The organism is Petroclostridium xylanilyticum (genome assembly GCF_002252565.1).
GTDB lineage: Bacteria > Bacillota > Clostridia > SK-Y3 > SK-Y3 > Petroclostridium > Petroclostridium xylanilyticum.
The window spans coordinates 117180-140735 of sequence record NZ_NPML01000019.1 but is presented as its reverse complement, the minus strand read 5'-3'; the positions used below and the strand labels follow the sequence as shown (position 1 = coordinate 140735).

Below are 23556 nucleotides of genomic sequence, written 5' to 3'. Positions count from 1 at the left end.
GGTTTTACAAAGTTTCTAAAAGGTTTTGGAAGACTAGCTGAAGGGTTTTAAAACCAGTCGCAATGTAGTCCAATGATGTTAAACATATAAAAAAATATTAGGGGGGACAGACTATATTGCTCTATTAGAAAAACTTATAAAAAAGTAAAATTTATTCAATTAATCACTAAGTGGAGGAGAGTGGGTATTATTATGCTAAACAGTAAAGTTAGTTTTGGAAACGGCGGAATAATCACGATAGAAAAAGAATTATGCCAAAACGCAAAAGAATTAATAATAAGTAAAAGCTTTTTTATACTCATGGAAAGGTTTTGTAATGTTATTGAGAAAGAAGAACCTCGTTACAGGAATTTTTTGGACAAATATTTTAATGATGAGGGATATGTTGATGTGTGGAGAATACCGTTATTGATCTTAGACCTGTATAACGGCGATATGTATTTACACCAAAAACTATTAGAAGATGGTAGTTTTAAATCTGAATTTATTAATTTTATAGGAAAGTTCTATAACTACTGTGTAGTCAAAGAAGAATTATTGTGTATAAACGAGAAACATTTTAATGACTATCATGAAAATATGCTTTTTTTAAAGAAAAATCAACACTTAGCCAATCTAATTCATGATACTTTCTGCAAAGTAATTGAAAATATTCATTCAGACAAAAAGAAGACAGGAGAAGTGATCTAAATGGAGAAAAATATATTAAAAAAATTTATACTTCCTAAAGAATTAGAAAATATATTAACAAAAGGTACAAAGGTTGTAATACCTGAAAACAGGGACCATCTGATTAGACTTGCGATGGGGGGAGAAGATAAGGACATTTTTGAGGTGGCTTACGATATACCGGGTAATGGCAGAGTCGTTGAGGCTACAGTTGCACGCTGCAAAAATGGAGCGGCAGTAAATTATACAGATATCTATATGAGAAGGCGAGATCCTGATTGTATGGTTGTAGCAGACAGGCGGGAAACGGATAAGCCTAGATATCAAGACCGATATGGAGAAAACTTTGAACCTTTACGCAACACAACTTTTGGCTGGCTGGAAAAACAAAACCTTATCGTTATGCCTTTTATGGCCGGTGGACAGGAACTTGGGTATCCGGCATTACTTGTAGCACCTGATAATGCAGGTTTTTTTGCTGCCGGGCTTGCAGATTTGCAGGGGTTTATACCTAAAGATAGCATACCTGACGGGTTTAAACCGAAAGCAATTATTTATCTTGCACCACCTTTTAGGCACACACATTTTAATCAAAAGCAAATAGTTGTCCATAACAGGCTTGACGGTATGCATGAACTTTTCTCATACAATCTTTACCCCGGCCCAAGTGCCAAAAAAGGCATTTATGGTGTATTGCTAAATATTGGTGAAGCAGAAGGCTGGGTAACGGTCCACGGTTCTACAGTCAGAGTTGTAACACCTTATGATAATATCATAACAATCATGCATGAAGGTGCCAGCGGTGGCGGAAAAAGCGAGATGATAGAACAAATACACAGAGAAATGGATGGAAGGATTGTACTTGGAAAACACACAGTAACAGGTGAAAAACTTTATCTTGAGCTAACAGACACTTGTGAGCTTCAACCGGTTACTGATGATATGGCGTTATGTCATCCTTCTTTGCAAAATGGAAGTAAAAAGTTAGTTGTAAAAGATGCAGAACAAGGATGGTTTTTAAGGATAAACCATATAAACAAATATGGGACCGACCCTCATTATGAAAAATTATGCATTCATCCGAAAGAACCTCTGATATTTTTAAATCTTGAAGGTATTCCAGGTTCTACATGCCTTATCTGGGAGCATACAATGGATGAACCAGGAAAGCCCTGTCCCAATCCAAGGGTTATTATGCCCAGACGGTTTGTCCCGAATGTAGTGGATGAACCTGTGGAGGTCGATATCAGAAGTTTTGGTGTGAGGACACCGTCTTGCACAAAGGAAAGGCCGAGTTATGGCATAATAGGATTTTTCCATGTATTGCCTCCAAGTCTTGCGTGGCTGTGGAGACTGGTAGCACCTAGAGGACATGATAATCCCAGTATTACAGATACTGTAGGAATGAGTAGTGAAGGTGTAGGGTCTTATTGGCCCTTTGCAACGGGGAAAATGGTTGATCAGGCAAATCTTTTGCTGGAGCAAATTATTAACACTACTAATACCAGGTATATACTTGTCCCAAATCAGCACGTAGGTGTTTATAAAGTTGGGTTTATGCCTCAATGGATAGCAAGAGAATATCTGGCCAGACGTGGAAGTGCTAAATTCAGGTCGGAACAGCTAGTTGCATCAAGGTGTTCACTTTTAGGTTATTCATTGGAAACTTTAAAAATTGATGGGAAATATTTATCTAAAGGCTTTTTACAGGTTAATTGTCAACCTGAGGTAGGAAATGAAGGATATGACGCCGGAGCAAAAATACTAACTGACTTTTTTAAGAAAGAACTTACAAAATTTATATCACCTGATTTAAATCCTTTAGGGAAGCAAATTATTGAATGCTGTATGAGTGATGGAACCCTTAAAGATTATTTAGAATTAATACCAATGAGAATTTAGGTTAATCAATAGAAAGGTGATCCGATGATTAACAGAAGAAAAAAAATATTGCAACCACCGGCCCAAATAGGGATAATAGGTGGAGGACAACTGGGAAGAATGCTGACAATGGCAGCTAAGAGGATGGGATACCATGTTACAATACTGGACCCCACCCCTGCTTCTCCGGCTGGACAGGTAGCAGATAACCAAATAATTGCTTCGTTTTCAGACCAAAATGCGATAAGAAGATTAGCAGAGCTGACCGATGTTGTTACTTATGAATTTGAACATATAGATGCTGATATATTATGCTGTTTGGAGTCGGAGGGGTACAGTGTGTATCCCTCTGGCAAAACATTAAAAAAGATTCAGGATAAATATAAACAAAAATCATTATTGAAAAGTGTTGGGTTGCCAGTACCTGCTTTTTCTAAAGTTAAAAGTAAAGAAGATATTATACAGAAATTTGAAGAGTTTGGAAATGCACTGGTATTGAAAACCTGTTCAGGCGGATATGATGGCAAAGGAAATGTTATTATAAGAGATAAAAAGGACATAGAAACAGTTTATAATACACTTAAAAAAAATGAATTGATGGTAGAACAATTTGTTGAGTTTACATGTGAATTATCAATAATAGCCGCTAGAGGGTTTGATGGAGAAATTGTATATTACCCTGTTGTCGAAAATATTCATAAAAACAGCATATTAAACTTAACCAGAGTACCTGCAAGTATAGATAATGATATTGAAACGGAAATTAAAAACATAGCAAAAAAAGTATTAGAAGTATTAGAGGATGTAGGGGTATTTTGTATAGAGATGTTTCTTAATTCAGATGGAAAAATATATATAAATGAAATAGCACCACGGCCTCATAATTCAGGACACTATACGATAGAAGGGTGCGTCACATCACAATTTGAACAGTTGATAAGGATTATTACGGGGATGCCGCTGGGTCCTGCCAAATTAATTTCTCCATGTGCGATGGTAAATATATTGGGAAATGATATGGTACAAGGTAAATATACCTTTGAAGGTATTGAGTCTGTGCTGGCAGAAGAGGGATGTTACCTTCATCTGTACGGTAAACACTCGACAGATGAACTGAAAAAAATTGGTCATATTACTGTTTTGGATGACTCTTTAAAAAAAGCGGAAGAAAAGGCATTAAAAGCACTTGAAAATATAAAAATCAAACCTTTATAAATTGGAGGGAAATAGGGTGGATTGCAAAGAGAGGAACGGTTGTTTTCCTAAGGTAGGAATAATAATGGGAAGTGATTCTGATTTTCCTGTTATGAGTGAAGCTGCTAAGGTACTTAAAGAATGTGGTATTGACTACGAAATAAATATTGTGTCGGCACACAGGACTCCGGATAAAATGCATAGCTATGCTAAAACAGCAGAAGAAAGAGGAATTGAAGTTATAATTGCAGGTGCCGGTGGCTCAGCACATCTGCCGGGTATGGTTGCTTCTTTAACGTGTATTCCGGTAATTGGAGTCCCGGTTAAATCCAGAAGTTTAGATGGAATGGACTCATTACTTTCCATAGTCCAAATGCCAAAAGGAGTGCCTGTAGCGACAGTAGCTATTAATGGTGCAGCTAATGCCGGGTTACTGGCTGCCAGGATGTTAAGCATTAAAGATTTAAAGATAAGAGAAAAATTGACCTTATATATGGAAAAAATAGATAAAGAAATAACTCAAGGGCTTGAAGAAATCATCAAATAAAATTGCTAGGGGATAATACATGAAAGAGGAAAAAATTTTTGGTATGTCACCAGAAACAGGCAGATGGATGTTTATTCCTTTAGGAATAATAATCTTTATGTGTCTAGGGACAATATATTCATGGAGTATTTTTAGAATACCTCTTGAAAATTTATTTAATATAGGTGCAACACAAAGTGGGTTACCATATATGCTGTTTTTAGCGGCATATGCAGTTTTAATGCCTATATCAGGGGGATTTATAGACAGATGTGGTCCCAGGACAATGATTATGGTAGGAGGAATGGCTGTTGGTATTGGATGGATTTTATCAGGATATGCCTGGAATATTAATATACTGGCAATAACATATGGTATAATTGCCGGTGGGGGTGTTGGGATAGTTTACGGGGTCCCAATTGCAGTAATTTCAAAATGGTTTCCTGATAAAAAAGGATTAGCAGTGGGTTTAACTTTATCAGGTTTTGGTCTATCTCCTTTTGTAACTGCACCTTTGGCCAGATTGCTTATAGATTTCTATGGTTTGCCTCAGACTTTTAAAATTTTAGGAATAACATTCTTAATCATTATTTTACTATTAGCATTACCTTTTAAATTTCCAAACCAAGAATCAATTATTGAAAATAAAAACCAAAGTAAAAATCATATGGAATTTTCAGATGTAGATACAAAAAAGATGCTAAAAACTTCAAGATTTTATGGACTTTGGATATGTTATACAATAGGGACGTTGATTGGACTTATGACTGTAGGAATAACAAGTGCAGTTGGAGAAGAAGTTATAAGGTTGGATTACAAAACTACTGCACTGACGGTATCATTATTTGCTATTTTTAATGGGGTTGGAAGGCCTTTATTTGGTTGGCTTACAGATAAATTATATCCCTTAAATGCTTCAATAATATCATATATAATAGTAATCTTGTCATCGGGTTTAATGTTAATGGCAAAGGAAGGGGCAGTCGTTTTGTATGTGTTTTCCTTTTCATTGTTTTGGTTGACACTTGGCGGTTGGTTGGCTATAGCCCCCACAGCTACTGCAATATTTTTTGGTCCCAAATATTACAGTAAGAATTATGGTTTTGTCTTTACTGCGTATGGTGCAGGGGCAATATTGGGAGTTTTAATTTCAGGAATATTGCGTGATGTTTTAGGAAGTTATATTTTTGTATTTTATCCAATAATTTTTCTTGCAATACTGGGATTGCTGATTGCAATATTTTTATTAAGATAATCAATTTATTTCAACTATGTTTGACAAAAAATAGGATATAATGTGGACAGAGGGAGTAACACCCTGTTTTGCAACAGGGAACAAAATCGTCAGTTCGGTTGTAATACCCGGTTTTGTTAAATTAATTGTTAAATTAATTTTAGTGAGACTCTGCACCCGACTTGTTAGGTTTGGATGCAGAGTTTTTTGTGTTTAAATACAGATATATTTCTCATTAATGAAAAATCAAATTATCAATGTGTATAGCAATTACTATTGATTTTAATTCAATCTAATTCAGATTATATGATGTCAGTCTGAAAGGGTGGTCAAAATGATACCTGTAGATAAAATTTTTTATTTGTTTTTTTGCAGGAATTTTTATTTTAATATAGAATATAATATAGTATAAAGTAATATGACCTGGTAATAATAGTTGCAGATAATTCATATTGGTAAATTGGTCATACCACTGAGCAGCATAAATGATTATCAAAATAGAAGTAACTTATGCTTTTGTGGATTGCTTCTATTCTACTCATTACTTTTATACTAATATTGGAGGTGCTTAGATGAATACCATATTAAAGCATGTTTCCGCACAGGTGCAATTAAATAAACAAATTGTAAACTGGGCAGAACACTCTGAAAAAGTATTAGATAATCTATATAACTTCAATAAAAATATTGCATTTTTAGGGTTGCCCTGGTCCGGGCATAAATATGCTTTACGAAAATATATAAAATATCTTTCACAAAAAGAGAAAGTAATTATTATTGATTCAGAGGGAGATATAAACCAGTACAAGCGATTTAAAAATTCAAAATATGTCAGACAATTTGAAAAAAAATATCATTTAAAACTGAGTGCAGGCGATTTCTTTTGCATACCAAATATTATAAGTGAGATGAATCAAAGAGGCATAAATATACTTAAAATTAAGTCAATTGATAGGATTATGTATGCAGGTGAACTTTTTGCTGTTATAATGAGAAAATTAGATACGGATAACCGATGTTATAATGAACGTTTGAATATAGTGCTCAATAAATTTACTATTGATTTAATTCCTGATGAAGAGTTCTCAAATACTTATTGTGGAATTCAAATGGAAAACTTTAAATATATTTTTCTTCATGAAACTTTGAGTAATATGCCTTTATCCATAATACGTTCAATAGGACACTATGTCCTCTTTAGACAAAACGATATCGATGCCTGTAATTTGGTAAAAATACTTGGGTTAAATAGAAATCTTTCTTTTGAGCTAACGAATATGGATGTAAAAAAATCTATTATCTTATAGGACTAGACTTGTGCAGTAAAATGAAAATATTTATACAGTAATCCCTAAATTTAGAGAAAGTAGCACCAATATCTATACTATTTTCAGCAAAAGGCTTAAAATCGAGGGTTATATATTTAAAAAGTCAAATGGCTAATGGCAAATGAGAAAAAACTTAATAAATAATTTTTGGAAGACCAGACGAAAGGTTAAAATACCAGTCGTAGTGTAAGCCAATGTTTATTAACTGGAATTGAGTTTACAAATATTGGCTTTTTATATTATGGACTTTAAGCAAGGACGGTGGGACGGTTTGTTATGTGTGTCATTTGCCCTAAGGACGTATTAACAAAAGGTAGAATTTAGAGTTTAGTGTGAGGAGGAGAGAAGTTATGTCAAATGAAAGTTCTATATTAAAAGGGCGAAAAGCAGCCCTTCTTACAATGATAATAGGAGTCTTACTTTATTTTATTGAAAGGGGTACGAATCATGAATGAAGCATATAGGAAAACAGCTACAGAGATCATGGAGAGTTTAAAGGTAACCTCTAAAGGATTAACGGATGAGGAGGTAGAAAAAAGAAGAACGGAATACGGATTCAACGAATTAACGGAAGTAGCTAGAAAAAGTGTGATTCAGGTTTTTCTAGAGCAGTTTAAAGATTTTTTGGTGTTGATATTAATTGGGGCTGCTATCATTTCGATGTTTTTTAATAAAATAGAAAGTGCAATTGTCATTCTTGTGGTGATTTTCATTAATGCCCTATTGGGTACTGCACAACACATTAAAGCGGAGGAATCTTTAAAGAGCTTGAAGGCGCTTTCTTCACCGGTAGCGAGAGTCTTAAGAAATGGACAGAAGCTAGAGATTCCTTCTAGAGAAGTGGTGGTAGGAGATATTTTATATTTAGAGGCGGGAGATTATGTCAGTGCTGATGGTAGAATTATTGAAAATCATAGTCTTCAAGTCAATGAAAGTTCCTTAACAGGGGAATCAGAAAGTGTGCTAAAAATAGCAGATGTCATAGATCAGGATGATGTAGCCCTTGGAGATAGAATAAATATGGTCTTTTCCGGAAGTTTTGTGACCTATGGAAGAGCCATTGCAGTTGCTACAGCGACCGGGATGAATACAGAAATAGGTAAAATTGCAACACTTTTAAAAAATGCAAAAGAAAAGAAAACCCCTCTACAAGCAAATTTAGATAATTTTGGTAGAAAATTAGCAGTTGTAATATTGGCTATATGTGCATTGATTTTTGCTCTCAATATATTTAGAGGGCATCTGTTGATTGAGTCTTTTATGTTTGCGGTATCTTTAGCGGTAGCGGCTATTCCTGAAGCGTTAAGTTCTATTGTGACGATTGTACTTGCCTTGGGAACGCAAAAGATGGCTCATGAAAATGCCATTGTTAGAAGATTGCATGCGGTGGAAAGTTTAGGTAGTGTTTCGGTTATTTGTTCCGATAAAACCGGAACTTTAACCCAAAATAAAATGACAGTGAAAAAAGTCTACGTAGATGACAAAGTGTTAGCTTCCGATGAATTAGACCAGGATAAAGCCTTGGAGAAAAGACTAGTATTGATGGCCTTGTTATGTAACGATGCAATCACTACTAATGATAAAGAAATTGGAGATCCAACAGAGGTCGCACTTGTTAATTTAGGGAGTATTTATGAACTGGATGAGTTAGAGATTAGAAAAAACTATCCAAGAACCGGAGAAATTCCTTTTGATTCAGACAGAAAGCTGATGAGCACTGTTCATAAGATCGATGGAAGAACGGTGATGATCACAAAAGGAGCTTTAGATGTGTTGCTCAAAAGAAGCATCAAAATAGAAAAATCCGTTGGAGTAGAGGAATTAACAGAGCAGCACAAAAAGGAGATAGAAAATGTAAATTTTGATTTTTCAAGAAACGGGTTGAGAGTTCTAGCTTTTGCCTATAAAGAGATCGAAGAGGGAAAAAAGATTGATGTAGAAGATGAAAAGGAATTAACCTTCATTGGAATGATTGCGATGATGGACCCACCAAGAGAAGAGTCGGCGAAAGCGGTAGCGAATTGTATTAGTGCAGGCATCAAAACTGTTATGATTACCGGGGACCATAAGATCACTGCTTCCGCCATTGCGAAGCAAATTGGCATATTACGAGATGAATCAGAAGCGATGGAGGGTTATGAATTAGATAAACTAAGTGATGAAGCGCTTAAAGATAAGGTAAAAGGTATTTCGGTTTATGCCCGGGTTTCACCAGAGCACAAAATAAGAATCGTAAGAGCTTGGCAGGAAAAAGGTAATGTGGTTGCCATGACGGGTGATGGAGTGAATGATGCGCCTGCGCTGAAACAGGCGGATATAGGGATTGCAATGGGAATTACAGGGACAGAGGTTGCTAAGGACGCAGCAGCCATGATATTAACGGATGATAATTTTTCTACCATCGTAAAAGCAGTTTCTAATGGTAGAAATATATATGCGAATATAAAAAACTCTATTAAATTCTTGCTTTCTGGAAATACAGCAGGAATCTTGTCTGTACTATATGCATCCCTAGCAGCATTGCCCAATCCTTTTGCGCCAGTTCATTTATTGTTTATTAATTTAGTGACAGATAGTCTTCCGGCTATTGCAATCGGTGTTGAGCCTCATAAGGAAAACGTGATGAAGGAAAAGCCTAGACATATAAATACGCCGATACTTAATCGATCCTTTGGATTGGAGGTGCTCATCGAGGGATTTTTAATTGCAGTAAGTACAATTATTGCGTTTTACATAGGATTAAATATAGGTGATGTGAAACTTGCAAGAACCATGGCCTTTGCAACCTTATGCCTGACAAGAATTTTACACGGATTTAACTGTAGGACAAAAGAATCCATCTTTAAAATAGGGATATTTTCCAATAAATATATTTGGATTGCTTTTGCGATCGGTTTGTTATTGCTAATTTCCGTATTGGAGTTTCAACCTTTAATGCGGATATTTGAAGTCGTTCCGCTTACTATCAATGAATATAAAATCATTTTTGGATTGGCGCTGGTGCCGTTTATTTTGGTGCAAATATATAAGTTATTGTTTGTGAACGGACCTAGGGAATAGTAAAAGTGGTTTCGAGCGTGCCCGGCGAAGCCGTAATTCGCTAACTGGTGCAAGTCCAGTCCAAGTAACCACCAAGGGGCTTGGTAGTCAAAGACCAGCGTCAACAGAGATGTGGACGTTGAAGCGTCTTGGAAAGCTTCGATAGAAGCCGACAAAATTTCAGACCGTAACAATATGTACATGGTTAATTACCATGTGGATGATGCTGAAGAGCAATGCCGGAGAGCATGGAAGCTTGTTTTCGAAAGTAAGATTGATGAGGTTTATAATTATTTCTTTGGGAAAATGATTAAAGCCGGAAAGAAGAGAGTAGAAGAGACTATAGAACAAACTGTTGAAGAAATACTGAACATTGCTTACCAATACAATATTGAGCAAAATGCAAAGGCGTTTGCCGATGATTTGAAAGTATTTTTTTACGTAGAAAAATATTTGCTTAGACCAAGAAAATAATGTATTATATAGATAGGCATAGTATGATAAATGATGGCATAAATGAAAAGAACGGTATATCAATTATAGAAGTAACTGTATAAGTTAGGGTGATAAAGTGCTTACTAAAGATCAGGAACTGAGATATTCAAGACAAATTATATTAAAGGACATCGGCTATAATGGACAGCAAAAACTTTTAAAATCCAGGGTACTTGTAATAGGAAGTGGGGGGCTGGGTTCACCGGTCCTTTATTATCTTGCAGCAGCCGGCGTTGGCACACTTGGGATGGTAGATTTTGACATAGTTGCCATCTCGAATTTGCAGAGGCAAATACTTCATTTTACAGAAGACATAGGAAAAAAAAAGGTGGATTCTGCAGAGGAAAAAATAAGAAAACTTAATCCGGATGTAAAAATAATAAAATATCCTTTTAGGATGAATATAGATAACATTGAAGAGATTATTCAAGACTACGACGTAATTGTAGACGCAGTAGATAATTTTACCGCAAGATATTTGGTCAGTGATTGCTGTTACTTTATGAAAAAACCTTTGGTAGAGGGGGCCGTACTTGGATTTGAAGGTATTCTTATGACAATCATACCTGACCATTCCCCGTGCTACAGGTGCCTGTATCCTGAACCGCCTCAGGACGGGGTAATTCCTACCTGTAATGACTTAGGCATACTGGGGGCAATTACGGGGACCATTGGTTCATTGCAAGCGCTTGAAGTGGTTAAAGTCCTTTTGGGGATTGGGGATACGCTTTCAGGACGAATCCTGTCATTTGACGGATTAAGTATGAATATCAGGGTGATTCCATGGAAGAAAAGGGAGACATGCCCGCTCTGTGGTAAAGAACCTACAGTAAAAGAACTGGTAGAGTATGAAATCAAATGCAAATCTAAAATTACATAATGGGTGTATATTTTTTAGTTGAAGAATATTATGGAAAGAACGTTGCGGAAAGGCTTAGAGCCTGTTAATCATATTCTTCAACTAAATTAAATGCACCCTTACATAATATATAGATAGCGTTAAAGATTTTACATTAACAATTATGCAGCAGTTAAATATTTGATAATAAAGCAAATGGGGTATAAATATGTTAGATTTATTGGATAAATTATATGAACAAAATTATTTAACTAAAGAAGAAATCGTATATATACTAAAGAATCTGGATGATGCGCATAAGAAAATCCTGTTTGATTATTCCCATAGCACCAGACTAAAGTATTATGGCAATAAAGTTTTCATGAGGGGGCTTATTGAGTTCTCCAATATATGCAAGCAGGATTGTCTCTACTGTGGTATTCGTGCGTCCAATAGGAAGGTTGATAGATACCGGCTTACCCCCGATGAGATCATAGAATGCTGCAGGGAAGGCTATCGGCTGGGCTATAGGACCTTCGTGCTGCAAAGCGGGGAAGATTTCTGGTATACAGAGGAAATATTGACAGGAATCATAAGAAAAATTAAAGAATTATTTCCTGATGTAGCGATTACCCTTTCCATAGGGGAAAGAAGTGAAGAGGTATATAGAAATCTTTTTGAAGCAGGTGCCGACCGGTTTTTACTAAGGCATGAAACAGCGTCCAGGCATTTGTATGAAAAATTGCACCCTACAATGAATTTTGATAACAGGATAAATTGTCTAAAGACACTAAAGAAAATCGGCTACCAAGTAGGAGCCGGGTTTATGGTTGGACTTCCTGAACAGACAGCAGAAGATTTGGCAGGAGACTTATGTTTCTTGAAAGAATTGGAGCCGGATATGATAGGGATAGGTCCCTTTATTCCCCACAGGGAAACGCCTTTAAAAGGTTCCAAAGGAGGTACAGTTGAAGATACACTTGTAATGCTGGCATTTGCGCGTTTGCTGGTACCGGATTGTCTGCTGCCGGCAACAACGGCAATGGGAACATTGCATCCAAAAGGAAGGGAATTAGCCTTAAAAGTAGGTGCAAATGTAGTAATGCCAAACCTTTCTCCAACAGCGGTGAGAGCTAAATATGAATTATATGAAAATAAGATTTGTACGGGAGATGAAGCAGCCCATTGCAGGCAGTGCATCGAAAGAAGGATTAACTCAGCAGGTTTTGAGGTGGATATGGGCAGGGGAGATAGCCTGAAGTCGAGAAACAGCATGCAAAGGGTATAGAATATTTTATATAGATTATTGGAATTAGAGATTAGATCACGGCGAGTCGAATGACTCGCCATTTTTATGGAATATATGTGATAAGGTGAGAAATATGTTATTTTATAATGTTTAAATAATACACTCTAACTTGTCCACTCATTCAAAATGAGAAAAACAAAATGTTATTTTAAGGCTGCTTTTAAGGCTCTTTGGACAGCTAACTTCCAGTTGTTTGAGCTAACGGTAGCTCCAGAGATAGAGTCCACTTCGTATGTTTGTTTCTCAAGCATTTTGCTTGCCAGATCTTTTCTAAACTGTTTTAAGTTAGGTCTTTTTTTGCCGTCGACCTCCTGACCGGCCCACTCGTCATAGTTTACTTCTTTGCCTTCAGTATCTAAACGTCTAAGTGTAATATCTGTCATCTTGCCGTCTTTGATCACTACAGTAGCATTCTCATTTCCGTACTGCCATTTATCACCGTCAGCTGTATACGTCCCATCTTTATAGCTGGTGCTTCCTGGTCCTGGTGAAGGCAATGGACTAGGAGAAGGAGATGGACTTGCTGCTGGAGAGGGTGATGGAGATGGAGAAGGTACTGGCGATGGAGACGGTGATGGTGTTGGTGATGCCTGTGGAGGAGTGGGTCTGGCCGGGGCACATGCACTCACAGAAAATATTACTAAAACAACCAGTACAATACTTAAAAGTCTTTTCATAACTTGCCTCCATTTCAAAATTTTAATATTGTAATATATTATTTTTAGTGGACAGTAAGTTAGTGTTAGAGTGTAGGTAAACACTATGATATTAGTTATGAGCAGATGTGATAATTTTATACAGAAAAAGTAATATTCTGATATAAGGAAAAAGCTCCACATTTCTGTGGAGCTTTCTTTGTATATTATTTGCGGTGAGGTTTGTTATTGTTATTATTATTCTCAGTAAATGCTTCTTGCGCACTCTCAAAATCACATTTTTGAGGTGGGAAGAACTCGTCAACCGGGAATCTGATTCTTTCAAACAATTCACAAGGATTGTCTTCAGTAGCTGCAATACATTCTTTCTCCGGTACACAGAAATCAAAAGCAGGAATGAGTAACTGAACATTTCGTTCAATTTTGATGATTGAGAACAATCCAAGAGTAACAAATACTCTTTTTCTTTCAACTCCTGCTACCAGGTCATCGTCAAAGCATCTGCATACACTTTCAGGTATTGCTGCCAGATCTACATTATCAGTTGGGAATAACCTGTCGGTAATATCAACCAATTTAGCTGCCAGGCATATTGGGTCAACAACTTCGACCTTAGCTTTTGGCAGATTGGTCTTTTGCCAGAGCTGCGGGTCGAAAGCACCCTCTTGGAACTTGGATTCAAAAATTCTAGCCTTACCTTCAGAACCAAAGAGCACAACTGTCTTATCAAAAGTGGCTAATCCTTCTACAGTTGTAGGTCTTCCAACACTGGTAAATGCATCCAAGGTAATCCTAAAGAAGAATTTCACATTAACTGTGAAAAATCCCCTGTTAAATGGAACGGGTTCCAGGTCAGGGAAGACCCAAATGATTTCAGCTTTCCTGCATTTAACGTTAATTGCCCTGTCAACGATTTCCTGGCCTCTTCTGGTCAAGAGAACCCTCAAGTCTTCCAGGCAGTCTTTTTCCCTACATGAATCATAGACTTTATCCGTTTGTATGCATACTGCTTCTTTAAATCCTGGTACACCTGCGATCGGTCCTGGTTTAAGTTTTTCGGACATATTTAACCCTCCTTATTACAAGAATTTTTAATGCAGAGTATTAAAGATTTATATACTCTTGTTACCATAATATTCTAGAATGATATTATGTGTGCTTTCCATACCAAAAAAATTGCAAGCAAAAAGAATAAAATTTTTTCATACTTATAATTAATCAACTTTAAAATTAAATATTTAGATATTAAAGTTGGTTAATTTCATCGATAACTACATTAATTTATTTTTAATTTTAATATTGCTTATCGATACTTTTATCTATAAATTTACTTTTCGCTTAGTAACCTTTTTGATATCAGAATCATAGTATATTGTGAGAAGTAAACCTAAAATAATTTAAAAAGGAGGTTCTCAATATGTCTGGAGGAGGATATGGACTATTTGACAACAGTGAAATATTATTTTTTATCCTAGTTTTCTTGTTCCTGTTCTGGGGATTCGGTGGCTATGGATACGGCTATCCAAAAAAGTAATAGAAAATAATTAAATAAGGAGGTTAGATGTATGAGTTTCTTGGGTAATTTATTTGATAACGATGAAATACTTTGGTTCATTATTTTATTCTTATTGCTGTTCTGGGGCTTTGGCGGATATGGCTACGGCTATGCAAGAAAAGCGGCTACTGATGCATGAGAATAATAAAATAAAGGGTTAACTGACAAAAAGAGAAACAATCCTCCGGGATTGTTTCTCTTTTAAGTTTCTGTTAATTCATGTTCAAAATATTCATTTTCTTCTTTTAAAATTTTAATAAAAATATCTACAATTTTCCCATTTAATTGCGTATCTTTTACGCGTTCTAATTCCTGGATTGCAAATTTTATGGGCAAGCCTTTACGATAAATTAAAAAATCCTCCATGAATTAATTAATATAGTTAACAGTTCTCAGTTCACAGTAGCAAACGATTTAATAGCTTTTACTGTGAACCGTGAACTGTGAACTTATTGACTTTATCTGCCATGTAAAATCATTATCAGTAATAGATACTTTATGCGTATTCCCTCAAAAACTTATTATTAAATTTAAATTAACCTGTTGTGCTGCTCGGTAAAAGTTTTTAGAGTAGCACAACAGGTTAAATTAGATTAATAAAGTAGTTGACAATTATTATTACCGGTGGTATAATACAAAGCATAGTAAACAAATCGGAATAGTAAAAATAAAAATAAATGGAGGTAATATTATGTCCAAGATTGCAAAAAATCTAACTGATTTAATTGGTAACACTCCGTTGCTGGAACTATCGAATTATAACAAAAATAATAATCTGCATGCAAAAGTGATTGCTAAGCTGGAGTATTTTAATCCTCTAGGAAGTGTGAAGGATAGAATTGGTTATGCAATGATTAAAGATGCGGAAGAAAAAGGATTAATTAATAAAGATTCAGTAATCATCGAGCCTACAAGCGGGAACACAGGTATTGCATTAGCTTTTACGGCAGCAGCAAGAGGTTATAAGCTTATACTTGTAATGCCTGAAACAATGAGTATAGAAAGAAGAAGTCTCTTAAAAGCTCTTGGGGCTGAATTGGTTTTAACTCCCGGTGTGGAAGGAATGAAAGGTGCAATAAAAAAAGCGGAGGAGCTGGCTTCCAAGACGCCAAATTCCTTTATTCCCCAACAGTTTAAAAACCCTGCCAATCCTGAAATCCATAGAAAAACAACTGCTGAAGAGATATGGAGAGACACAGAAGGCCAGGTTGATATATTCGTTGGCGGTGTAGGGACTGGTGGAACAATCACAGGTGTTGGAGAAGTGCTAAAACAAAAGAACCCAAACATTAAGATAATCGCTGTAGAACCAAATGACTCCCCGGTTTTATCAGGAGGAAATCCTGGACCTCATAAAATTCAAGGGATAGGTGCAGGTTTTGTTCCAGATATTTTAAATAAGGAAGTTATTGATGAAATTTTTAAAGTGAAAAATGAGGAAGCGTTTGAAACAGCCAGAAAGCTTGCTAAAGCTGAAGGATTATTAGTTGGCATATCCTCCGGGGCAGCAGCCTTTGCGGCTACTCAAATTGCAAAACGGCCGGAAAATCAAGGTAAGACAATTGTTGTTTTATTGCCGGATACCGGTGAAAGATATCTGTCTACAGTTCTTTTCCAGGAAGAACAGTGAACTTGCTCAGTTAAAGTTAAATAAAAACCCTCACCATAAATTTTTTTCCACGAAATCTGGTGAGGGTTAAAAATAAACAAAAAACATAGTAAACAGATATGAATATATTATTTTAGGAGAACTCAGATGAATATCAATAGAATCACTAAGGTTATAATGGTATTTTTTGTACTCATTTTTTTAGTAGGGACCTTTACTGCTTGTTCTGCTAAAAAAGAAGATGGAAATCTAACTGTAAGAATTGCTTATTTCCCAAATATAACACATTCGCAAGCGCTTATAGGTAAGGCAGAAGGTCAATTTCAAAAAGCTTTAGGTGATAACATTAAGATAGAGTGGAAACAGTTTAATGCAGGGTCATCGGAAATAGAAGCACTGCTGGCAGGTGAAATAGATATAGGATACATAGGTCCCGGGCCGGCAATTAATGGATATGTAAAATCAAAAGGTGAACTTCAGATAATATCTGGGGCGACAAATGCAGGAGCAATACTAGTTTCAAGAAAAGATACGGCAATTAAAGATATTAAAGATTTAAGCGGTAAGAGAATTGCTGTCCCACAGTTTGGCAATACGCAGGATTTAATTCTTAGATATCTTTTACAGCAGTATGGACTTAAATGTACTACGAAAGGTGGTACTGTTGAAATACGGCAGGCAGCAAACTCTGATATAAAGATACTCCTTGATAAAGGGGATATAGATGCAGCGTTAGTTCCCGAACCATGGGGATCTAGATTAGTAAAAGAAGTAAATGCGAACATCGTATTGGATTATGACCAGGTATGGAGAGACGGAAAATACGCTGCGGCTGTAGTCATTGTAAGGACAAAGTTTTTAAAGGAATATCCTGATATTGTAGAGAAATTTTTGAGGACTCATGTTGAGTTGACAGAGTACGTCAATGAAAATGTGGATAAAGCCAAAGAAACCGTAAATGCACAAATCAATGAATTGACTAAAAAATCATTGTCAAAAGATGTCCTAGATGAATCATTCAAAAGATTAGTGATCACAACCAATCCGGAAATAGATTCAATAAAAGAATTTATAACGCTTTCTATGAATATAAGAAATTTAAAACAAGCTCCAGATGCAGAAAATTTGTTGAATCTTGAGATTCTCAACAGGGTCTTAAAAGAAAAAGGAGTACAAGAGGTAAAGTAATAGATGGATAAAGACGGTGATTCTGTGAGGTGTTGATTTTGAGTTTAATTGTTAATGGTGTGAGCAAACAGTTTATAACCAGACATAAGAAAACCTATACCCTGGATAAAGTAACCCTTGAATTTAAACAAGGAGAATTTGTATGTCTTGTGGGCCCTTCAGGATGTGGTAAGTCAACACTATTAAATATTATAGCTGGACTGGAAAAAGCATCGGAAGGTACTGTCATATTAAATGGTAAAGAGGTAAAGGAAGCCGGTCCCGATAGGGCAGTAATGTTCCAAGAATCAGCATTATTTCCGTGGCTTAGCGTCATAGAAAATGTAGAGTTTGGAATGAAGATGGCCGGAATACCAAAAAATCAGCGAAGGGAAAAAGCGCTAAAATACCTTAAATTAGTTCATCTAACAAAGTTTCAAAACTCCTTTATCCATGAATTGTCGGGTGGTATGAGGCAAAGGGTGGCACTTGCCAGGGCTTTAACCCTTGATTCGGAAGTCTTGCTTATGGATGAGCCTTTTGCCGCATTGGACAGCCAGACAAAGAGCATCTTACGGTTGGAACTGCAGCGAATTTGGTGGGAGACCAAGAAAACAATCATATTTGTCACCCATGATGTAGAAGAAGCTGTACTGTTGGCCGACAGGGTGATAGTGATGGCTGCTAACCCGGGGAGAGTAAAAAAAGAATTTAATATACAGCTTGCCCGGCCAAGACAATTAGAAAGTCTGGATTTGACATACATGGTTGCCGATATCATGGGAGCATTGAAGGAGGAGGTGGAAAAGGTTGCAAAATCCGAGTACGATAGCGATTGGAATATTCAAAAGGACACTGTTCTATCTAATACTGATAATTATATGGGAATTGGTTTATAGAGTGGGTGTAGAGTTTTTAGGTATTTGGAAGCCGTATATCTTTCCTTCTCCAATTGACGTATTGAAAACCTTAGCCGGATTAATAATGGATAATACGCTTGGAATCGCTATCCTGGCAAGTTTAAAGAGAATTGCAGCTGGGTATCTCATTTCATTGGTAATAGGAGTAATACTGGGGCTTATGATTGTAAGATTTAAATATATAGATGAAAATCTTAGCTCATTAATTGTAGGACTTCAAACACTTCCCAACATTTGCTGGTTACCCTTTGCCATTCTCTGGTATGGACTTAATGAAAGTGCAATTATATTTGTGATAGCCATCGGCTCAACTTTTGCCATTACGATAGCCATTGAGTCTGGAATTAAAAATGTAAATCCGCTATATATCAGGGCTGCTAAAACGATGGGAGCAAGGGGAATAAAAACATATTGGAACATTATTATTCCTGCTGCACTACCGAGTATTATTTCAGGAATGAAACAGGGATGGTCATTTGCCTGGAGGGCATTAATGGCAGGCGAGATGATGTCAGCCTCAATAGGATTAGGACAGGTGCTGATGATGGGAAGAGAACTTGCAGACATAAGCCAGGTTATGGCTGTCATGATTGTAATTATAATACTTGGATTAATAGTAGATAAACTTTTCTTTGGCAGAATTGAATCTAACATAAGATACAGATGGGGATTGGATAGAATATGAAAATAAGAAAATACAAAAATAGGAGGATGGGACAATGAAGGTAAAATTAAACGGTAATTGGATAGAAGTGCAAGAAGGGGTGAACATAGCAGAATTTTTAGTAATCCAGAAAATTGAAATGCCGGATATGGTAACAGTACAGTTAAACGAACAAATCCTTTCTAAAGAAGAATATGAAAAAACCATTATCAAGGAAAATGATGAACTGGAGATGCTTTATTTCATGGGGGGTGGAAGCATTGGATTTTAATGAACAACAAATTGAAAGATATTCACGCCACATTATCTTACAGGAAGTTGGCGTAGAAGGACAGGAGAAATTACTGCAATCTAAAGTCCTTGTTATTGGGACTGGTGGCTTGGGAGCGCCGGCAGCGATGTTTTTGGCAGCAGCAGGGATAGGAACCATTGGTCTGGTGGATGGGGACGTAGTGGATTTATCCAATTTACAGAGGCAAATTATTCATCAAACAAAAGATATCGGAAAATTAAAAGTACAGTCAGGAAAAGAAACCATCAATGAAATGAATCCCGATGTCAATGTTATTACCTACAACACCTTTGTAGATTCTTCAAATATTTTAGATATTATAAAAGACCAGGATTATGACTTTATTATTGATGGGACCGACAATTTTGCGGCTAAATTCTTAATCAATGATGCCTGTGTTCTTGCACAAAAACCCTTTTCCCACGCAGGAATTATCCGTTTTCATGGGCAGCTGACCACCTACGTTCCAGGAGAAAATGCCCCGTGTTACCGGTGTATCTTTAAAGAGCCGCCACCAGAAGGGCTGGTGCCTACCTGCCGCGAAGCGGGGGTATTAGGTGTTATGGGAGGGGTAGTCGGAACATTGCAGGCGACGGAAGCCATTAAGTATATACTGGGACTGGGAGAATCCCTCTCAGGGTATCTTCTGACCTATGATGCACTGCGAATGGAATTTAGAAAAATAAAAGTAAGACATAATCCGGATTGCGGGGTTTGCGGAAAGGAACCAATCATTAAAAATTTAATTGATTACAGCAGGCCGGTTTGTGATCTGAAAAGTGGCACCTTAAAGGGGTGATTGAATGGTTGTTGTTTTATCAAAGGAAAATTATGAAAAGATTATCTCTCATGCAAAAAAAGAATTTCCTTATGAGTGCTGCGGACTGCTGGGAGGCAAAAAGAAAGAGGGCTTAATTTTAATCCGGGAGATTTATGCAGTGAAAAATGTAGATCAAAGCAGCGAGCATTTTTCTATGGACCCAAAAGAACAGTTTGCAGTAGTAAAACAAATGAGAAAAGAAGGTCTGGAACTTCTGGGAAATTATCATTCTCATCCTTATACTCCTTCAAGGCCTTCGGAAGAAGATAAGAGATTAGCCTTTGATGCTGAGGCGGTTTACGGAATATTGTCCTTAGAAAAAGAAGAACCAGTTTTTAATATATTCAAAATTGATAAAAACAAAAATGTAGAAAAACTCGAAGTGGAAATTGTGTAATAGGGGAGGGGTATTGTGTTAAGGATACCGGAACAGATAAGGCAGGATATAAAAGAATATAAGAATAGGGTCAATGGGTATAAAAAGGGAAGCATAGAGGCAATCCGGTTTAAAACCTTTAGAGTCCCCATGGGAGTATATGAACAAAGGAAAAAAGAAACCTACATGACCCGGGTGAGGGTGGCAGGCGGAGTTATCAGCCTACAGCAGCTTCAAAAAATCAGTGAAGTGGCAGACCGGTACGCCCATGGAAAAGTTCATTTCACCACAAGGCAGGATGTCCAGCTTCACGGGGTAACCATTGAAGATACGGTAAATATTATGGAAGAACTTTTGGAAGTAGGCATGGTTACAAGAGGGACAGGAGGAAACACCCCTAGAAATGTAGCTTGCTCTCCTCTTTCCGGGGTAGCTGTGGACGAGGTATTTGATGTTACACCTTATGCAGTTGAGACTACTAATTATCTTTTGCAGGATCCAACGGTTTATAATCTTCCCAGAAAATTTAAAATTGCCTATTCCAATAGTCGGGAAGACACAGCCAATGCAACCATTGCTGATTTAGGGTTTATCGCTAAAATACAGGCAGGAAAAAAGGCTTTTGAAGTTTATGGCGGCGGAGGCCTGGGTGGAAACTCCAGGGTGTCTTTAAAATTGGAAGAGACAATTCCGGCGGAGGAAGTACTTTATCATGTGCAGGCAATGAAAGAGTTATTTGAAAAGGAAGGGGACCGGAGCAACAAACATAAAGCGAGAATACGGCACATTGTGCATAGGATAGGCGAAGAAGAATTCAGAAAAATGTACAGGCAACAGGTGGAAAAAGTAAAAAGCGAAAGAAAATTAGAGCTTGAAGTACCGGAGGAAAATACGCAAAAAACAGTTGGGAAGACGGCACAGTCCAGAAGCAATCTTCTATTTGAGCAAAAAGAAAAAGGGCTTTATTCGGTATATATTCATCCTGAAAATGGAAACTTAAGTACAAATAATTTAAACAAAATTCTTTCGTTTCTAAATAATTTAGGATATGCGATTTCCATCCGGTTAACCAGTACCCAGGGATTCTTCGTAAGGGATTTAAATGGAGAAGATGCAGACAGATTGCTTGATATCATTTCGGAATTCATTTCTCCTTTTGATATTGACAATTCCGTAGCCTGTGCAGGAGCTGCCACATGCCAGTTAGGTTTATGCTTATCGCAAAATCTTTTATCTGCAATAAAAGAGCGGTTTAAAAATGCAGAGGATGAAGTAAAAGAGGCTCTTCCCAAAATCTTTATTTCAGGATGTCCAAATTCCTGCGGGCAACATCAAAAAGGAAGAATTGGTTTTTCCGGAAAGGCGCAAAGGACAGAACATGGCCTGATTCCCATGTATACAGTTTATTTTGGAGGAAATGTAGGAGCAGATAAAGCAGTGCTTGGAACTCCCCAGGGAGATCTTCCGGCTAAAAGAATTCCTGAGTTTCTTTATACCCTGGCAAATTTAAAACAAAAATCCGGAAATTCTTCTTTCGAAGAATTTTTAGAAAAAGAAAAAGAAACGATAGCGCAGCTCATAAAAGAATATGGTGATGTTGAATCAATAGAAAAAAATTCTGACTTATATTTTGATTTTGGAGCTGAGGAGGAATTTTCTCTAAAAGGAAGAGGGCCGGGGGAATGCAGTGCAGGGGTGTTGGATGTCATCCAGCTTGACTTATCCAATGCAGATAGGTATATAGAAGAATTTAAAGCTGATGCACAGTCATTAAAGTTATATCAGGCGGGACTTTCTGCTGCAAGGGCACTTTTGATCCTGAAAGGAATTGATACCAATAAAGAAAGAGAGATATTTGAAGAATTTAACAAGCACTTTATAGAAACAGGCTATGTGAAAAGAAGTATACAGAAATTAATAGATAATTTTATAGATTTTAAATTGGGAGATTTGGAAAGTCTTTCAGAATACTACAGCGAAGTTGAATATCTGGTTTCAAGAGTAAAGGCATTATATTCTTCTTTAAATTCACAACTGGAAATTACACTACCTAAAGAAGATGTACAAGAGCAAAATATATCCGATTCACATAAAGAAAAAGAAAATTTAAAAGGAAAAGTTGTAGATTTTAGAGGAGTAAAATGTCCAATCAACTTTGTAAAAGTAAAAATTGAACTATCCAAAATCGCCCCGGGAGAAACCATTGGTTTTTATTTAGACGACGGAGAACCTATACAAAATGTCCCTAAAAGTGTTGAAGCAGAAGGGCATGAAATAGTATCCATTGATGCAGGTTATGATGGATACAACCTTTTAACTGTAAAGAAAAAAGTATAAGCAGGCAGAAGGCAATTGTGAAAAGAAGGGGGAGCCATGGAAAATCAACGGTCAAGTAATGTAATGTGGCATCATGCAAGTGTTACAAAAGAAGACAGGGAAAGGCTATTAAAGCAAAAGGGATTGCTGCTCTGGTTTACAGGTTTATCGGGAGCAGGGAAATCCACAATAGCCAATGCGCTGGAAAAAAGGCTTTTTGAAATGGGAAAGCTGACCTACCTGCTGGATGGAGACAATATAAGACACGGGTTAAACAGAGACTTAGGGTTTAGTGTGGAGGACCGGAAGGAAAATATAAGAAGAATAGGAGAAGTAGGCAAACTTTTTGTGGATGCCGGAATCATCACCCTTGCTACTTTTATTTCTCCTTTAAAAGAAGACCGCCAAAAGGTCAGAGAGCTTCTCAAAGAAAATTTTATAGAGATTTTTGTAGACTGCTCTCTGGAAGTATGTGAATCCCGGGACCCAAAAAACTTATATAGAAAAGCAAGAAGAGGAGAAATAAAGGAATTTACCGGTATCAGTTCACCCTATGAAAAACCTGAAAACCCTGAAATTACGATTAGTACAGATAAACAGACCATTGAAGAATGTGTAGATAGAATTATAAGGTATTTAGGGATTGAATCTTAATACGAGGGGGATTA

23 protein-coding genes are annotated in these 23556 nt (G+C 36.7%); 20 read left to right on the top strand and 3 right to left on the bottom strand.

Annotation, left to right across the window (positions count from 1 at the left end):
* The first annotated feature begins 192 nt into the window (after nt 1-192).
* The 10 genes from CIB29_RS12955 to hydE all read left to right on the top strand — a co-directional run bounded on the left by CIB29_RS12955 (nt 193) and on the right by hydE (nt 12492).
* Nucleotides 193-690: a hypothetical protein gene (locus CIB29_RS12955; protein WP_157910300.1), complete on the top strand. Its 498-nt coding sequence runs from the start codon at nt 193-195 to the stop codon at nt 688-690.
* Nucleotides 691-2571, top strand: coding sequence for a DUF4914 family protein (locus CIB29_RS12950; protein ID WP_094550332.1), 1881 nt, complete (start codon nt 691-693; stop codon nt 2569-2571).
* 24 nt (nt 2572-2595) lie between these two features.
* Entirely contained in the window at nt 2596-3765 is a 1170-nt protein-coding gene (locus CIB29_RS12945) for a 5-(carboxyamino)imidazole ribonucleotide synthase (RefSeq protein WP_242965220.1), read from the top strand.
* Between the two features lie 64 nt (nt 3766-3829).
* Nucleotides 3830-4291: a 5-(carboxyamino)imidazole ribonucleotide mutase gene (purE, locus tag CIB29_RS12940; protein ID WP_094551094.1), complete on the top strand. Its 462-nt coding sequence runs from the start codon at nt 3830-3832 to the stop codon at nt 4289-4291.
* A 19-nt stretch (nt 4292-4310) separates the two neighbouring features.
* Nucleotides 4311-5525: an L-lactate MFS transporter gene (locus CIB29_RS12935; RefSeq protein WP_094550330.1), complete on the top strand. Its 1215-nt coding sequence runs from the start codon at nt 4311-4313 to the stop codon at nt 5523-5525.
* A 551-nt stretch (nt 5526-6076) separates the two neighbouring features.
* Nucleotides 6077-6811, top strand: coding sequence for a hypothetical protein (locus tag CIB29_RS12930; protein WP_094550328.1), 735 nt, complete (start codon nt 6077-6079; stop codon nt 6809-6811).
* Nucleotides 6812-7279: 468 nt separating this feature from the next.
* The gene (locus tag CIB29_RS12925; RefSeq protein ID WP_094550326.1) at nt 7280-9892 is read left to right on the top strand and encodes a cation-translocating P-type ATPase; all 2613 of its coding nucleotides are present in this window, start codon (nt 7280-7282) and stop codon (nt 9890-9892) included.
* A 111-nt stretch (nt 9893-10003) separates the two neighbouring features.
* A complete protein-coding gene (locus CIB29_RS12920; protein ID WP_094550324.1) occupies nt 10004-10345 on the top strand; it encodes a hypothetical protein in 342 nt (113 codons plus the stop codon).
* A gap of 97 nt (nt 10346-10442) precedes the next feature.
* Nucleotides 10443-11246 carry a HesA/MoeB/ThiF family protein gene (locus CIB29_RS12915; protein WP_094550322.1) on the top strand — a complete coding sequence of 268 codons (804 nt, stop codon included), beginning with the start codon at nt 10443-10445 and terminating at the stop codon, nt 11244-11246.
* Between the two features lie 187 nt (nt 11247-11433).
* Nucleotides 11434-12492 (top strand): [FeFe] hydrogenase H-cluster radical SAM maturase HydE, encoded by a 1059-nt coding sequence (gene hydE / locus CIB29_RS12910; protein ID WP_094550320.1) that lies wholly within the window; start codon nt 11434-11436, stop codon nt 12490-12492.
* A 164-nt stretch (nt 12493-12656) separates the two neighbouring features.
* Here hydE and CIB29_RS12905 read toward each other — a convergent pair whose 3' ends face one another.
* Together CIB29_RS12905 and CIB29_RS12900 are read right to left on the bottom strand one after the other, a co-directional pair.
* Nucleotides 12657-13190: an FMN-binding protein gene (locus tag CIB29_RS12905; RefSeq protein WP_198543872.1), complete on the bottom strand. Its 534-nt coding sequence runs from the start codon at nt 13188-13190 to the stop codon at nt 12657-12659.
* 185 nt (nt 13191-13375) lie between these two features.
* A complete protein-coding gene (locus CIB29_RS12900; protein ID WP_198543871.1) occupies nt 13376-14233 on the bottom strand; it encodes a hypothetical protein in 858 nt (285 codons plus the stop codon).
* Nucleotides 14234-14734: 501 nt separating this feature from the next.
* Between CIB29_RS12900 and CIB29_RS19490 the strand changes: the two genes are divergently transcribed.
* Entirely contained in the window at nt 14735-14863 is a 129-nt protein-coding gene (locus CIB29_RS19490) for a hypothetical protein (RefSeq protein ID WP_278335853.1), read from the top strand.
* 62 nt (nt 14864-14925) lie between these two features.
* Here CIB29_RS19490 and CIB29_RS18945 read toward each other — a convergent pair whose 3' ends face one another.
* Nucleotides 14926-15090 carry a hypothetical protein gene (locus CIB29_RS18945; protein WP_198543870.1) on the bottom strand — a complete coding sequence of 55 codons (165 nt, stop codon included), beginning with the start codon at nt 15088-15090 and terminating at the stop codon, nt 14926-14928.
* A 325-nt stretch (nt 15091-15415) separates the two neighbouring features.
* On the opposite strand from CIB29_RS18945, the gene cysK reads away from it, so the two are divergent.
* The 9 genes from cysK to cysC all read left to right on the top strand — a co-directional run bounded on the left by cysK (nt 15416) and on the right by cysC (nt 23542).
* Complete coding sequence (gene cysK / locus CIB29_RS12895; RefSeq protein WP_094550318.1) at nt 15416-16354, top strand: cysteine synthase A; 939 nt, start codon at nt 15416-15418, stop codon at nt 16352-16354.
* A 126-nt stretch (nt 16355-16480) separates the two neighbouring features.
* Nucleotides 16481-17521: an aliphatic sulfonate ABC transporter substrate-binding protein gene (locus CIB29_RS12890; RefSeq protein WP_094550316.1), complete on the top strand. Its 1041-nt coding sequence runs from the start codon at nt 16481-16483 to the stop codon at nt 17519-17521.
* 38 nt (nt 17522-17559) lie between these two features.
* The gene (locus CIB29_RS12885; protein WP_094550314.1) at nt 17560-18399 is read left to right on the top strand and encodes an ABC transporter ATP-binding protein; all 840 of its coding nucleotides are present in this window, start codon (nt 17560-17562) and stop codon (nt 18397-18399) included.
* Nucleotides 18389-19105, top strand: a complete 717-nt coding sequence (locus tag CIB29_RS12880; protein ID WP_242965219.1) for an ABC transporter permease — start codon at nt 18389-18391, stop codon at nt 19103-19105. The genes CIB29_RS12885 and CIB29_RS12880 overlap by 11 nt, the downstream gene beginning before the upstream one ends.
* A 34-nt stretch (nt 19106-19139) precedes the next feature.
* Nucleotides 19140-19355, top strand: a complete 216-nt coding sequence (gene thiS / locus CIB29_RS12875; RefSeq protein ID WP_094550313.1) for a sulfur carrier protein ThiS — start codon at nt 19140-19142, stop codon at nt 19353-19355.
* Nucleotides 19345-20175: a HesA/MoeB/ThiF family protein gene (locus CIB29_RS12870; protein ID WP_094550311.1), complete on the top strand. Its 831-nt coding sequence runs from the start codon at nt 19345-19347 to the stop codon at nt 20173-20175. Before thiS ends, CIB29_RS12870 begins: the two co-directional genes overlap by 11 nt.
* Nucleotides 20176-20179: 4 nt before the next feature.
* On the top strand, nt 20180-20593 hold the full coding sequence (locus CIB29_RS12865) for a M67 family metallopeptidase (protein ID WP_094550309.1): 414 nt from the start codon (nt 20180-20182) through the stop codon (nt 20591-20593).
* 15 nt (nt 20594-20608) lie between these two features.
* The gene (locus CIB29_RS12860) at nt 20609-22909 is read left to right on the top strand and encodes a sulfurtransferase TusA family protein (protein ID WP_094550307.1); all 2301 of its coding nucleotides are present in this window, start codon (nt 20609-20611) and stop codon (nt 22907-22909) included.
* 36 nt (nt 22910-22945) lie between these two features.
* Nucleotides 22946-23542 carry an adenylyl-sulfate kinase gene (gene cysC / locus CIB29_RS12855; protein WP_094550305.1) on the top strand — a complete coding sequence of 199 codons (597 nt, stop codon included), beginning with the start codon at nt 22946-22948 and terminating at the stop codon, nt 23540-23542.
* Nucleotides 23543-23556 lie beyond the last annotated feature (14 nt).

Excerpts from the sequence above, each read along its gene's own strand:
- CIB29_RS12950 (WP_094550332.1), top strand. The coding sequence starts at position 691 with ATGGAGAAAAATATATTAAAAAAATTTATACTTCCTAAAGAATTAGAA.
- CIB29_RS12935 (WP_094550330.1), top strand. The coding sequence starts at position 4,311 with ATGAAAGAGGAAAAAATTTTTGGTATGTCACCAGAAACAGGCAGATGG.
- CIB29_RS12905 (WP_198543872.1), bottom strand. The coding sequence starts at position 13,190 with ATGAAAAGACTTTTAAGTATTGTACTGGTTGTTTTAGTAATATTTTCT.
- CIB29_RS12930 (WP_094550328.1), top strand. The coding sequence starts at position 6,077 with ATGAATACCATATTAAAGCATGTTTCCGCACAGGTGCAATTAAATAAA.
- purE (WP_094551094.1), top strand. The coding sequence starts at position 3,830 with ATGGGAAGTGATTCTGATTTTCCTGTTATGAGTGAAGCTGCTAAGGTA.
- CIB29_RS12890 (WP_094550316.1), top strand. The coding sequence starts at position 16,481 with ATGAATATCAATAGAATCACTAAGGTTATAATGGTATTTTTTGTACTC.
- CIB29_RS18945 (WP_198543870.1), bottom strand. The coding sequence starts at position 15,090 with ATGGAGGATTTTTTAATTTATCGTAAAGGCTTGCCCATAAAATTTGCA.
- CIB29_RS12945 (WP_242965220.1), top strand. The coding sequence starts at position 2,596 with ATGATTAACAGAAGAAAAAAAATATTGCAACCACCGGCCCAAATAGGG.
- CIB29_RS12865 (WP_094550309.1), top strand. The coding sequence starts at position 20,180 with ATGGTTGTTGTTTTATCAAAGGAAAATTATGAAAAGATTATCTCTCAT.
- CIB29_RS12955 (WP_157910300.1), top strand. The coding sequence starts at position 193 with ATGCTAAACAGTAAAGTTAGTTTTGGAAACGGCGGAATAATCACGATA.
- CIB29_RS12925 (WP_094550326.1), top strand. The coding sequence starts at position 7,280 with ATGAATGAAGCATATAGGAAAACAGCTACAGAGATCATGGAGAGTTTA.
- cysC (WP_094550305.1), top strand. The coding sequence starts at position 22,946 with ATGGAAAATCAACGGTCAAGTAATGTAATGTGGCATCATGCAAGTGTT.
- hydE (WP_094550320.1), top strand. The coding sequence starts at position 11,434 with ATGTTAGATTTATTGGATAAATTATATGAACAAAATTATTTAACTAAA.
- CIB29_RS19490 (WP_278335853.1), top strand. The coding sequence starts at position 14,735 with ATGAGTTTCTTGGGTAATTTATTTGATAACGATGAAATACTTTGGTTC.
- CIB29_RS12900 (WP_198543871.1), bottom strand. The coding sequence starts at position 14,233 with ATGTCCGAAAAACTTAAACCAGGACCGATCGCAGGTGTACCAGGATTT.
- thiS (WP_094550313.1), top strand. The coding sequence starts at position 19,140 with ATGAAGGTAAAATTAAACGGTAATTGGATAGAAGTGCAAGAAGGGGTG.
- cysK (WP_094550318.1), top strand. The coding sequence starts at position 15,416 with ATGTCCAAGATTGCAAAAAATCTAACTGATTTAATTGGTAACACTCCG.